A 13,048-nucleotide genomic window follows, 5' to 3' on the forward strand; every position below is an offset into this window, starting at 1 on the left:
GCTGATGGGTGCTGGCCGGGCCGGATCGATCGGCCGGTGGTCTGCGCAGGCAGGTGCGCCGGTGTCAGACCGCGGCCGCAGCCGCGGCGCTGGAGCCGCCCCCGGCGCCACCCGCACCAGCCGCGCCTTCACCGCCGGCAGGTGCGCCGCCGCTTGGAGGATCGGCGCCCGCACCGGCATCGGTGGCGCTGCCCGAGCCGCCGCCGTCCGCGCCGGCTGGCGCTCCGGCAGGCTGGGCGGGTGACGCACCACCGTCCGGGTCCGTGGCGCCGGCGCCGGCCGGCCCGGAGCTGTCACCTGCACTGGGCGGACTGGCCGCGCCGTCTTGGCCGCCCGACGGCGCGTCCGCCGCGCCGGTACTGGAACCGGCTATGTTCGGGTCGGCAGTGCCGTTGCCGGTGGTGTCGTCGGCGCCGGGTGTCTGTTCGGTGCCGCTTGCACCGGTCGGGTCCGTCGGCACCTGCACTCCGCCACCGTTGCCGTCCTGGTCGCCGCCCTTGCCGGCCTCGGACAGGTCATGGGTGGCGGCAGCGACATCGGTCTGGGCGCCGGCGGCGTTGTCGGCGATCGCGTCGGCTTCGTCGCTGTTCGCCGTGCCGCCGTCGTCGCCTGCGGCCGGTCCGCCCTTGCTGTCGACGGCGCCGACCGGTTCGCCCGACTCGTTCGACCCGGCGTCCTCGGTAAGTTCACCGGCAGTGTCGGCGGCACCCTCGACTGCGGTGTCGTCGGCGCCGGTGTCGGTGTTGCTGCCGGCATCGTCCATGTCGGCGACGTTGTCGGCCATCACCTCGGCAGCATTGCCGCCGCTGCTGTCGCCGCCGCCGTTGCGGCGGTCCATCAGCGAGTCCGCAGCCCGGCCCGCGAGGTCACCGATCCCGGCGGCGGCTGCGGTGGCGAACCCGCGGCCGTTGGCGTCGGCGAGGTAGCCGTCCCAGATCGCGGTGAGCCGCAGCAGGATGCCCGGGGCGAGCACCATCAGCCAGATGATCAGCACTGCCTGCAGGACGGTGGTGATGTCGTTGGACCCGTACGCGGCCCGGGTGCCGTAGATCCACAACGCGGCGATCGCGAACTTGCTCATCGCCAGGGCGTTGACGGTCCAGAACCAGCGGCGGCCCCAGGAGCGGGTCTCGTGCGACGCCTGGCCGGCCATCGCGACGGCACCGAACACGGCCGCGGCAGTGGTGAGCATGCCCCGGAACAACATGATGATGAACAGGAACAGCAGCCCGATCAGCGAGAACAGTCCAGCGACGAGCGCGATGGCGCCGGTGCCTGCCCCGGCTGACAGGTTCGTGAGCGCGGTGATCCAGATCGATGCGTCCCAGGCGGTGCTGTCGTTCTGCGCCAGCAGGGCGTTGGTCGCCTGGTCCCAGGCGGTGACGATCAGCCACGCGATCCCGCCGGCGAACACGATGCCGATGACGGCGCGGACGAGGCCGCCGACGCTGGCGAGAGGGCTGGGTCCGCCGTTGAAGCGGAGCGTGTTGATGATCGCCGAGATGATGAACAGCACGAAGACGAAGATCAACATGATGCCTGCGGTCGAGTTGTAGACCAGGTAGAACGCGTCGTCTGGGGCGCCGATCGATGTCTGTGTGAACACCTGCGACGCCAGCCACGCCAGCACGACAGCGACACCCTGCACGATCAGGTTGATGACGCCCTGGATGCCGGCGTCGATACCCCGCTCGACCGCACCACCGACCGCCTTGTCGATCTTGCATTGCTGATCGAAGACGTCGCATTTTTCGTCGGCCTTCGGCGGTGGCGGCGCCACTGTGGAGCCGAGGGCAGGCAGCAGCGCCGCGGCGATCGCGTCGCAGCGGCTGGCCATGGCCAGCCAGACCTGCATCTCCTGCAAACCCTCGCGGTTGTTGCGACCGGCAGCTTGCGCGGCGGCGGTGAACTGCTTGCAGCCGACCATGTCCTTCACCGGCTTGGTCCCGACCGGCACGTCGGCGAGGGTGGCGCGAGCACCGTCCTTGGGTTTGCTGGTGAACTCCAGCGACACCGTCTGGCACGTGGCGAGTTCGTCGGGGGACTTGGTGCGGCTGCATGCCGTCGTCCAGTGCGACACGGCGTTCTTCGCCGGGTTTGCGGTGTAGACGGCCCAGCCGAAGCACCATCGCTGCTGATCGGCGGGCAGATCCCCGCCGCCGCACGCCGCTGTCGTCGGTGGCTGCGCGGGCGCGCTCGGCGACGGCGGTGCCGGTGTCGGGTCGGCGTGCGCCACTGCCGGGACGAGCAGCAGCCCGGCGAGCAGCGCACCGCAGATCCCGATCCTGCGCAGCCACCGCCGCCACGTCGGCCGCACCGTCTCGGTCGCCGACGTTTCCCCAGCACGGAGCGGCTCCTCGGGACCGCGGCGACGGCGACGTCCCGCCGGCGTGCCGGTACGTGTCCGCGGCGGCGCAGTGGCAACGCGGCGCGTCCGGGCCAGCCGCAGACCGGCGGCGCCAGCCCACACCGCGGCGGGCGTGTGGAGTTGCACCCGGTCGCTGCCGGTCCCGCTGTGGCCGGTCGCGGTGCTGTCGGCGAGCAGCTCGGCGAGGGCGCGGGGCGGCCGGGCCGTGAGCGGCTGGCCGGCGACGAACGCGAACACCGCGGCGGCGAGGAGCATCCCGACCACTCGGCACGGCAGCTGCCGAAGCCCGTGCGGGCCGGTCGCGCTGACCGGCGGCGCCGGGTCGGCCATGGGCCGGTGAATTGACGTGCTGACGATCATGGTCATGGTCACGGCGCCCAACTGTCGGGGCCGAGGACACGGGCAAGGAGCTGTCCGTCGCGGGGCGTGCCGTCCCGGACGGTGCCCGCCACGTCCGGCGGCGGGACCGGCACCGGGCTTTGCAGCCCGGCGAGCCGCCACCCGCCGTCGGTCCAGCGCATCGTCAGGTCGTGGACCGTCCACATCCCGGCCGGGCCACCGTCGCCGACGCCGGTCATCCCGTCCGTGCCGGGCCCGAACAGCGACACCATCAGCGTCTGCACCCGCACGGTCCCGCCGATGGGCACGGCCGCGGCGGTGTCGTCGGCGCGTTCGGCCCATACCCGCACCGTTGTGCTCTGCCAGATCCCTGCGGCCTGCTCGCGCGGCAACGTCGGCAGCAGCTGCACGAGCTCGTCATCGGTGGCGTCCGGGTACAGCCGCCGGATCAGCGCGGTCGCGTCCTGCCGGGTCAGGCCACCGGCCGTGGACAGCGCCGTCTCGAACCTGGCGGCCGCGTCACCGGCGCCGCGCGGTGTCGCGGGGAACCCGACCGGAACCCCATCCACCACCCGGATCCCGTCGCCCGGCACTGCGGCGGGGGGCGGCGACGTCACCGTGGCGGGTGACGGGCGGAGCCAGGCGTGCAGGACCGCCCCCGCGGCCAGCGCTGCGACGACGGCGAGCAGCGTACGCGGCCAGGCGGGGCGCTGCGCCCGGGCGGGTTTGAATCCGGTCACTGCTGGACCGCCGATGTCTGGATCAGCCAGGCGATCGTGGACGCGCCGCAACCGACGATGATGGCGATCAGCCCGGCCTTCCACATCATGCTCTTGCCGCGGTCGGACACCACATGAGCGCCGAAGATCGGGCCGACACCGAAGGCGATGACACCGGCGACGAGACCGCACACGGCGGCGACAATGCCGATGTAGAGGGTGGCGTTGGTGAGGGTGTAGAAGATGTCGGTGTTCGGCACCGCGCCCGGGTCGGGCTTGACCCGCGTCCAGTCGAACCCGCCACCGGGATCCGTTCCCGTGGTGGGGGTTGGCGTCGGCGCGAGTCTCAGTGTCCACTGTGGAGCACCGGTGGTGATGGCCGTTGCGATCCACGCCCCCGCGTAGGACAACATCGACATCAACTCCTTCACATCAGAGGGTGGGCGTGCCGCTGACACCGCGGTGGGCGGTGGCGGACATGGGCTGTTCGCGGGTCCCGGCGTGCGGGTTCGGCGGCAGACAGGCGGCTGCGAGCTCGACCAGGGCGCGGCGGGTGATCCGCCGGCAGCGGCGCACGTCGACCGGTTCGGGGCGAGCCAGGTGGGCGTCCCACGGCACCGGGACCAGCGCGGCGACCTGGTCGGCGGCCTGATGGCAGGCGGCACGGACGTCCCGCGACGGTTTCGGCACGCCGGCGACGACGGCCAGAACCGCCCGGTCGGCGACCGCGCCGAGACCGCCGGCCCGTAGCTGGGACAGCAGGTGCAGGGCGTGGCGGACGCCGTCGACGCTGGCCCGGGCCACCAGCAGCGGACAGGTGGCGACGCTCAGGTACTGCCAGACGCCACGGACGTCCGCGACCGGCAGCTCCGCCAGCACCGCGCTGGTGTGCGGGCCGAGCGCGCTGATGACCTGGACGCTCTCGTTAAGGACCGGCGGACGACGAGTGGCGGTGCGCTGCGGCTCGGCCGTCAACGCGTGCAGGCCGGTCGGGCCGCGCCGCGTCCACGGCACCGCAGGGGCAAACCCCGCGGACAGGGTTCCGGCCTGGTGCGCCTGGACTGCATCCCAGAGCGTGCCGTCACCGGGGCCGGTGCGTTCGGTCAGTCCGCTCCATGACCGGCCGGTGGTGTCCAGCGCCAGCACCGGGCCGGGCGCGGCGAGGGCGAGGACGCCGCCGAGCGCAGCGATCAGCGTGGAGCGGCCGACCCCGCCGTCGGCGGAGGTGGCGCCGATCAGGCAGCTGCCCAGCGGCAAGGTCGCGGCGTGCAGCCACAGCCGTTCGGCCGCCGCTCCACCACCGAACTCGTGCGGCACGACCACCGTCGCCGGCCGTGCCGCATCTACAGAACCTGCGGGCAGCGGCCCGGCCGGTATCGGTGCCAGGCCGGACGGCCGTGTGGAGCCGCCGGCCGGTCGCCGCCTGAGGACCGGCGGTACCGGCTGCGGCGCTGCCGCCGACCGGCCCGGCTGCGGTCCTGGCGTGCCACTGCGGCGCGTGCTCGATGCCACCGGTTCACTCCGTTCACTGGCCGGATCAAGGGGTAATGAAGGTGCGGGCCGCGACGCTCGGGGTGGCGCATCGCCACGGCGCGCACGTTCCAGACCGCGACCGGCCTGCCGGTCGCGGAGTTCAGGGACTGCGGGCTGGCCCGCGCGGGACGCCGGGGAGGGTGGGCCCCGCGCGGGCCGGATCGCTGCCGTCGGGTGACGAACGGCTTGGTCAACCGGCCGGGCCCCGGTGGCCCGGCGCAACGGAGTCGCCATGCCAGGAAGCGGCCGCCATCCCCCGTAGCAGCCAGGTCGGCTACCGCGACGCGGACGCTCCCGCAGCGATCACGTCATCGACACTGCCGCCCACGGCGCCCGACCGGAACGTGTCACCACGTGGCCGGGGGTGTGGCCTTCCGCATCAGCGCAGGTCAGGACCCTGCGCTGGCCTGTAGGCGGCGCAGTGGCGGACTTCCTCCAGCGTCGAGGTCACCAACGCGACCTGGCGCAACGCCTCGAACCCGTACGCATGGACCGCGGCGGCCAACCGCAGCGGTGCGCCCGGCTGCGACGCTTCGAGGCACGGGGCGGCACAGCCCCGGTGTCCTGGCAGCCTGGCGGGTCCACCGCCGATGGCGTCCAGGACGTGCTGGTACGACACGAGCAGCGAAGGCGGGGTCGCCGCATCGGAAGGGTCGGCATGCAGGACCGCACCCGGCGGTGCGGGCAGCAGTCCAGGATCGTCGACGAGGGCGGCGACGGCGACGAGCGATCCGAAGCCGACCTGCCGGCTGGTGACCGGCGCTGCGGGGTCGGCAACGACGATGCGCAGCGCGGTCGCCGCGACGCGAGCCAGGTGCAGGGCGTGCACGCCCCACTGCCCGGCCAGGTCGGCAAGATGAGCACGGCCGCTGGCACGTCGCTGCCGCGCGGCGGACCACGCCAAGGCGGTCCGGCCGCCGCGACCCAGCGCGAGCCCAGCCTGCTGGGCCTGTCGGTCCGACCGACACACCGCCGACTCGGCGGCGGTGACCGCCTCAGCGGTGTCGCGTGCCGCCGTGGCGGCGTCGAGCAGCCGATCGACGAGGCCACGCTCAAAGAAGGTGCCCCACACGCCGGCCAGACAGTCACACAGATGCGTGTTCATGTGATTGAACGTCAGCTGCACCGTGCCCGGCGCAGAAGGTGCCACCCCGTGTGGCCGGGTGTCACCAGCCGCGCGGCGCGCATCGGTCCCCGTGCTCTGCTCCGCGGCTTGTCCAGTCGGCCGATGCCGCCTGTGATGCCGTAGCACGTCCGCGACCGTTGCGCCGGAACATCGTCGTGGGCTTCAGGGGGTGAGGCGGCGCACGACCTCACCGCATCCAACGCCTCGTTCTACGAGCGTTGGCATCCACCCTGAGAGCTTCGGCCTCGCCGGTGCCGTGCTCACGCGGCCGGTCATAGCTCGCACAACCGGCCAGCCGTACCGCTGGTCGGGCGCGCTTATCGGATGGTGGTCTGCGCCGCCAGCAGCCACAGCGATTGCGCACCGTAGTCATGTAGCGCTTCGGCTAGGTCGAGCAGGCCCAGACCGGCGACAGCGTCGTACTCGCCCGGTAGCTCATGGTCGAACAGCTCCGGCGGTGTGCGGTGCGCATGGCCGATCTGGACCGCATCGACGATCCGCTGGTACGACATGTGCAGGTCACGTTCGGCGTCCCAGTCGTCAGTTGCGTCGCCCGGCGACGGCGGCATCGGCGCCAACGACCTGAGCAGCCGCGGCGGGGTCGCGTACAACGCGGACACCGGCTCAACCTCTCGCAGCCAAGCCTGGCTGCCGTCGGTGGCGGCAGCGCGGTCCGCGGCCTGCAGGTGCCATGCCGTCGTCGTCACCCTGGTCAGGTGCAGCGCTATCCGCGCCCAGGCTCGCAGCAGCGCGTCACTGTAGGACGTGAGCGCGCCGTAGCGTTCTATGGCAGCTGCGCGTCGAATCCCAGCCGTGACACTGCGCTCCGCCGCGAGCAGCGCCTCCTGGATTTCCTGGTTGCCGGCGCTCTCGGCGTGGTAGGCGGCGGCGAACGCCTGTACGCATCCGTTGGCGGTAGTAGCCGCCTCGAGGATGCCGTCGACGACACCGGCCTCGTAGTCTCTGCCCCACCAGCCGGTAGGCAGTTCCCGTGCAAGAAGGTCCATGCCTTCGATCATGTCGGCCGGACGCATGCCAGCGGAACGTGCCGGGACGTAACTGGACGCGTCAGGCCGTGTCATGTGACGGTGCGCCTGCGAGCGTTGCTATCGGCCGCTGCCGCAACGGCTCAGGACGTTCGGCAATCCACTCACAAGGAGATGCTGGATGCGCACCGTAGAACGTGCCGGCCCGCGGCATTCCGGGCACGCTGCCCGTCCACATCACCGTCGCCGTGTGGCGACAGCGTCGGGGTCTTCCAACTCGCGCAGCTGGGCGGAGCTCGACGCGCACCGATTTCAGTTGAGCACTCCGCGCGGCATCGTCGATCTGCTGCGCACCGGCAGCTTGTGCCCGTCCGTACCGCGCGCACCAGCATAGGTGCAGCACTGCGGTCGGCCCCGACCTCGGCCGCCGGGGTGAGGCGTGAAAGCGGTTCGTGAATGCCACCTTCGGCGACGACATCGACTTGCGTACATATGTCCGGCGGCTGGTCTGTGTCGCCGCGATGATGACCGTGTTGGAGCAGGTGCTGCCGTTTGCGCACGGCGAGGGCGTGGACGGCGAGTCGACGGTGCTGCCCTCGGCGGGGATCCTGCTTTGCTTCGCCGCTGACTATTTTGATGTGATTGATCCGATGTGGCGTGACAAGGCGACGAGGGCGCGGCGCGCGGTTGGCCTGCGGACGAACTCCCGCTCGTGCTCTGAGACGGCAGCGCTGACGAGACGCCATATGTCCGACCCGCGTGGTGTGAGGATGAGGTCGACGCGGACACGATCTTCGGACTCGAGCCGCCGGAGCATGTTGCGGGCCTCAAGTCGAGCGACGACGCCGCTGAGGGTGGCGCGATGCAAGCCAAGCTTGGTGGCGGCCTGTGAGCTGCGAATCATCGGGAACGCTTCAACGACGCGGAGCACCTGGAATTCGTTCCAGTCCAGCCCGTAGGTCGTGAGCACTTTCTTCTGCAGTTCGTTCTGCGCGACCTGGGCGACCCGTGCCAGTGCCGGAATCAGGGCGGATGCGGGTGAGGCGTTCATTGCCGCTGTCAGGTCTAGCGGCACGAGTGCCGGAGCTGTGGCTGGAGCGGCAGTTGCCGCCAGCTGAGGTTGCAAGGTTCTGACGGTCGACTGCCTGGCTGTCGCAGATTTGGCAGCAGGTCTGCCTTGGCGTGGCTGCACGACGTCTCCTGACGATAAGTGCTGCAGATGCGTCAGGGGCAGTGTGCAACGCGGCGAAGCCGATGACCATGAAGCATCTGCTGCCGGAAGTCCTGGATCCGGATCCGTCACTTCCCACCGCGGGCCAAGCCGTCACACCGTTGCCGGCAGTGATCCGGAAGATGAACCCGCTCCGAAGGGTACGGGCTTGGCGTATGTTGACACGAAACGGTCCGTCGGGCGGCCGCGGACTCGTAGCTCTTTGTGGGCAGACAGACGACAGCGGTGCGCTTCTACGTCTCTGCTCCCGCGGGAAATGGCGCGAGCCGGTGTGGCCTACGCCGCTGCTGCGCGCCCCTCGCGCAAGAACATCCGGCGAGTAGACCAGTCACGGAGCCGGCCGACCGGCGGTTCCGTGAAGACGATCGCGATCTGCTGTGCGGCAAGTCGTTCGAACAGCCTTCCGAGTTGCTCGACTGCTGTTGCGGCCAGGCCCTCTGCTGGCTCATCGAGGATGAGCAACTTGGGAGTGCGCGCCACAGCGCACGCAATCGCGAGCAGTTGGCGCTCGCCGCCCGACAATGTCCGGACCAGTTGGTGGCCGCGGCCGGCCAGCCAGGGCGCCAGCTCGAAGGCGTTGGCGAGCGCGGCGCTGGGATTCATGACGAGGCGGAGCTGGTCGTCGACGGTGATAGACGGGATGGGAGGCCGTCCCTGCAGAACGGTGCTGATGCCGCGCTGAGCGCGGCCTGCCGGCCCGATGTTCGTGATGTCAGCTCCGTCGAGCGTGATTCGGCTGCTCGGACCAACGGCATGCAGGCCCGCCAGCGTGTTAACCAGTGTGGTGCGACCTGATCCGTCGGTGCCGGCAATGGCGACGATCTCACCTGGCGCTATCTCGAGATGCAGCCGGCGCAAGACGGGATGGCCGAAGTAGCCACTGTCCAGGTTGGACGCCTGCAGAATGGGGCGCGCCGAGTGCCGAACGTTCGCCACGCTGGCCGGCGTGGGTGTCCTGTCCGAGTTGGACGTGCCGAGGGATGGATGCCGCAGCGCTCGGCCTGGTGGACCGGTGAACGTGCTACGTCCACCGTCGAGCACCGTTGCGGTGTCAGCCAGCGTGGCCACCAGGGAATGGCTGTGGTCGGCCAGGACGACGGTGACCTCTGGCGAGACGGCCAACAGACGTTTGAGGAGGTCGGCGGCGGCGTGTTCGTCGAGGCCGGCGCTTGGCTCATCGAGGATGAGCAGGCGTGGGCAGCCCGCGAGTGCGGTGACGAGTTCCAGCACGCGGCGTTGTGCATACGGCAGCCCACCGGCGGGTACAGCAGCGAGGCCGCCCAGTCCGGCCCGTTCCAAGCACTCCATAGCGGCGGCCCGCGCGGTCCGCAGCCGGGGCGAACGGATCGCCAGCGCGACATTGTCGATGGCAGGAAGGGTGCCGATGATGGCCGGGTGCTGCCAGGTGCGGCTCATACCGAGCCGGGCGCGCCGGTGCATCGGCAGCCGGGTAACCGACTTGCCGTCGAAGGTGATGGTTCCGCTGGTTGGTCTGGTGGAGCCGGCGATGAGGCCCAGCAGCGTGGTCTTGCCGGCTCCGTTCGGTCCTATGATGGCGTGCCGCGCCCCCCTCGCAACATGGAGCGTGACGTTACTGAGCACGGTGTTGGCGCCGTATCGGTGCGTCAGGGCGTGGATGTCGACGGCAATGCCGCTCATCGGCGGCCCCACTGGAGCACGGCGGTCAGGCATCGCTGCCACCGTCGGATGACCTGGACGGCGACGCCGCGCCCGGCGGCGGCCAGAAAGACGGCCCCGAGCAGCGCGGCCGCGTGCCCAGCAAGGACGGCGGGTGCCAGCAGGTCGCGGACAGCGACGATAATGACGGCGCCGAGCATGGCTCCGGCGGGCGTGCGGGTAGTGAGTAAGGCGGCGAGTAGGGCGAGGGCTGAGACAACGAATCCGCCGTCGGCCGGGGCAATGGTGTGGCGGACCGCGACCAGGATCGCACCCGCGGCGCCCGCGACCCCGCCGGCCACGATGTAGGCGAGCCAGAGCAGCCGGTCAGCGGGGTGTCCGCTGGCCCGGGTACGCAGCTCGTGGCCGGAGATGGCACGCAGGGCCAGCCCGAACCGGGATCGCAGCAGCAGCGCGACAACGCCCATGAGAGTGAACGCGCACGCCAGCGCATACAGGTACAGGTAGCCGATGCTGGTCACGGCCAGCGTGCCGGGCCAGAGGGTGATCGGTTCGACGGTGCGGCCGGCGTCCCCGCCGGTGACCGGGACTGCCCGGCTGGCCAGGGTTTGAGTCAGCACGCCGACGGCGAGGGTGCTGATCAGGAAAGTCGTCGCGCGGGTTCGGGTGGCGAAGATGCCGACGAGGGCGGCGGCGAGCGCCGCGGCTACCGTGCCTGCAAGCAGCTGGATCAGGCCGTTGCTGGTGAGGTCGGTGCTGACCGTCGCGGCGGTGTAGCCGCCGATGATCAGGTATGCGCCTTGGCCGAGGGTCGGCAGGCCGGCGTTGACCGTGAGCAGATGGACGGACACGGCGACGAGGCCGAGCACGATCGCGTACGAGCCGAGCGAGATGGTGTAGGCGTCCAGGACCCACGGAGCGGCGATCGCGGCGGCCGCGACCAGCACCGCCCCCCGGTGACGGGCTGCCGCGGACTCCGTGACGAAGGCGGTCAGGTTCTGCTGGCTGGTCATGTAACGCGAGCTCCGAGACGTTGGCGTTGGGCGCGCCAGGCAAGCCCAGCCAGCAGGAGACCGGCCAGCAGGAACGGCGCCGAGGTTGGCCAGGCGACGGCGGCGGTCGTCTGCAGCTGCCCTACGAGGAGCGCGGGCAACAGGGTGCCGCGCATCGACTGGGAGCCGCCAGCGACGACGATGATCAACGAGAGGGTCAGGACGGTCGAATCTAGGCCCGGTGAGGGTCCGAGGATGGGAGCGCCGAGGACCCCGGCGGTGACCGCGAGCGCGCCGCTGGCCACCATCACAGTGCGCTGGACTCCCGCTGGGCTGAGACCGAGGGTGGTGACGTAGTGCGGATCGGCGGCGACCGCGCGGATGAGCACGCCGGGCCGGCTGCGTTCGACAGCCAGATACAGGGCGACGGCCAGCAATGCGGCCACGGCGATCACGGCGAGCCGGTAGGCAGGGTAGGCCCGGCCGAGGATAGCGATCGAGCCGTCCAGCCCTGGTGGCGCCGCCACGGATCTGGGTTGCGCACCGTAGCCGGTGGTGAGCAGGTCCACGACGATCAGGCCAACGCCGATGGTGGCCATGGCCTGATCGAGGTGGTCAGGCAGGCGGCGCAGCAGAACGCCGAGCCCGCCACCGGCGGTCGCGCCGGTGGCGAGCCCGATCAGCAGCGCTGCGATGAAGCCTGCCCAGGTGCCCTCGGCGGCGAACCACCAGGCCAGGCAGGCGCCACCGAGGTAGAGGGCGCCGTGCGTCAGCTGGAAGATCTCGGCAACGCCGAGGGCGAGGCTCAGGCCGGTCGCGACGCTGTACAGCAGGAGCCCGATCGCGATCCCGTCGAGCGCCACAACGACGTGACCGGCCATGCCGTCGCCTCCCTGGTCGCCGGGTTCCGGGTCAGCCGCCGAGCGTGGTCAGGTTGGGGTTGATGACGGTGTTGGCGACGGTGTCGCCGGTTGCCTGGACTTGGCGGACGCACCACTGCTGGATGGGCGTGTGTGCGTCCGGATCGAGCTTCCAGGTGCCGCGAGGGCTGGAGACAGCGCCGAGCTTGCCGATCGCCGCATTGATCGCCTCCGAGGTGGCGTTGGCGCCGGTGCCCGCGACGGCCTTGTCCAGCAGCGCCCCTGCGGCGTACATCGTCTCGACGTACAAGTTCGGTGTGGCGCCGCCGTTGGCCGCCTTGTAGGCCGCGACGAACTCGGCGTTGCCGGGGCTGGTAAGCGTCGGGTCGTACGTGCCGATGGTGGTGATGCCGGTCGCCGCCGGACCCGCTGCGGCGAGCGCGGCGCCTTCGGTCAGGAATGCCGGCGCGTACAGCGGCAGGTCGACGCCGAACTGTCGGTACTGCTTGACGAAGGCGACCGCTGGCGCTCCGGCGTAGAAGGCGTACACGGCCCGGGCACCCGAATCCTTGATCTTGGACAGCCAGGGCCCGAAGTTGCCGTCACCCGGCCATGGCGTGTAGGTGGGCTGACCGCCCGGGTTCGCGAGCGTGCCGCCAGCGGCGGTAAACGCTGCGACGAACCCGCCGATCTGGTCCTTGCCGCCCTGGTAGTCGGGCCCGACGACGTAGACGGGCCCGTCGACACTCGCCTTGACGTACGGGCCGGCCGCCTTGCCGTAGTCGGTCGATGCGAATGAGGTGTGCCAGGTGTAGGACACGTCCTGCAACGAGGTGGGGCGGCCGCCGGTGCCGACGAACGGCACGCGACCCGCGGTCGCCGGGGCGGCGACGTTGACGACCGCGTCGGCGTTGGCGACGCCGACGATCACGTCGACGTGCTCTGCGGTGATGAGCCGGTCGGCAGCAGCTCGGGCGGTCGGGCCGCCGTCGCCCTCGTCGGCCTCAACGGACCGGACGGTCCGGCCGCCGAGTTTGCCGCCGTGCTCGCGCAGGTAGGTGGTCCAGCCGTTGAGCATGTCCTTGCCGATTGCCTGGTACGGACCGGACTTCGGCACCACCACGCCGATGACCAGTTCCTCGTTGCTGCCGCTGACGCCCGGCTCGCCCAGGCTCGATCCGGAGCACCCGCTGAGCGCCGTCACGGCAACTACCGCGGCTGCCACCAGGGCTTTTGTGTGAAATCGCATGGCCATT

The 13,048-nt window shown here is 71.0% G+C and carries 11 protein-coding genes; all 11 read right to left on the reverse strand.

Translation table 11 applies throughout. From position 1 onward, the window contains the following. Nucleotides 1-64 precede the first annotated feature (64 nt). On the reverse strand, nt 65-2,740 hold the full coding sequence (locus ACQEVU_RS34830; protein ID WP_433331167.1) for a hypothetical protein: 2,676 nt from the start codon (nt 2,738-2,740) through the stop codon (nt 65-67). Continuing rightward, entirely contained in the window at nt 2,737-3,447 is a 711-nt protein-coding gene (locus ACQEVU_RS34835; protein WP_433331169.1) for a hypothetical protein, read from the reverse strand. The genes ACQEVU_RS34830 and ACQEVU_RS34835 overlap by 4 nt, the downstream gene beginning before the upstream one ends. Continuing rightward, on the reverse strand, nt 3,444-3,884 hold the full coding sequence (locus tag ACQEVU_RS34840; protein ID WP_433331171.1) for a hypothetical protein: 441 nt from the start codon (nt 3,882-3,884) through the stop codon (nt 3,444-3,446). Before ACQEVU_RS34840 ends, ACQEVU_RS34835 begins: the two co-directional genes overlap by 4 nt. Next, entirely contained in the window at nt 3,859-4,743 is an 885-nt protein-coding gene (locus ACQEVU_RS34845; RefSeq protein WP_433331173.1) for a hypothetical protein, read from the reverse strand. Before ACQEVU_RS34845 ends, ACQEVU_RS34840 begins: the two co-directional genes overlap by 26 nt. Before the next feature lie 595 nt (nt 4,744-5,338). Continuing rightward, on the reverse strand, nt 5,339-6,064 hold the full coding sequence (locus ACQEVU_RS34850) for a hypothetical protein (RefSeq protein WP_433331175.1): 726 nt from the start codon (nt 6,062-6,064) through the stop codon (nt 5,339-5,341). Nucleotides 6,065-6,402: 338 nt separating this feature from the next. After that, nucleotides 6,403-7,119 carry a hypothetical protein gene (locus ACQEVU_RS34855; RefSeq protein ID WP_433331177.1) on the reverse strand — a complete coding sequence of 239 codons (717 nt, stop codon included), beginning with the start codon at nt 7,117-7,119 and terminating at the stop codon, nt 6,403-6,405. A 580-nt stretch (nt 7,120-7,699) separates the two neighbouring features. Beyond that, nucleotides 7,700-8,146, reverse strand: coding sequence for a MarR family winged helix-turn-helix transcriptional regulator (locus ACQEVU_RS34860; protein WP_433331179.1), 447 nt, complete (start codon nt 8,144-8,146; stop codon nt 7,700-7,702). A 432-nt stretch (nt 8,147-8,578) separates the two neighbouring features. Next, nucleotides 8,579-9,961 carry an ATP-binding cassette domain-containing protein gene (locus tag ACQEVU_RS34865; protein ID WP_433331181.1) on the reverse strand — a complete coding sequence of 461 codons (1,383 nt, stop codon included), beginning with the start codon at nt 9,959-9,961 and terminating at the stop codon, nt 8,579-8,581. Beyond that, on the reverse strand, nt 9,958-10,953 hold the full coding sequence (locus ACQEVU_RS34870) for a branched-chain amino acid ABC transporter permease (RefSeq protein ID WP_433331183.1): 996 nt from the start codon (nt 10,951-10,953) through the stop codon (nt 9,958-9,960). The genes ACQEVU_RS34865 and ACQEVU_RS34870 overlap by 4 nt, the downstream gene beginning before the upstream one ends. Continuing rightward, nucleotides 10,950-11,813 carry a branched-chain amino acid ABC transporter permease gene (locus ACQEVU_RS34875; RefSeq protein WP_433331185.1) on the reverse strand — a complete coding sequence of 288 codons (864 nt, stop codon included), beginning with the start codon at nt 11,811-11,813 and terminating at the stop codon, nt 10,950-10,952. Before ACQEVU_RS34875 ends, ACQEVU_RS34870 begins: the two co-directional genes overlap by 4 nt. A 31-nt stretch (nt 11,814-11,844) precedes the next feature. Next, nucleotides 11,845-13,017, reverse strand: coding sequence for an ABC transporter substrate-binding protein (locus ACQEVU_RS34880; protein WP_433331187.1), 1,173 nt, complete (start codon nt 13,015-13,017; stop codon nt 11,845-11,847). Nucleotides 13,018-13,048: the final 31 nt, after the last annotated feature.

Origin of the sequence: Dactylosporangium sp. CA-139066 (assembly GCF_050936175.1) — a bacterium.
Classification (GTDB): domain Bacteria; phylum Actinomycetota; class Actinomycetes; order Mycobacteriales; family Micromonosporaceae; genus Dactylosporangium.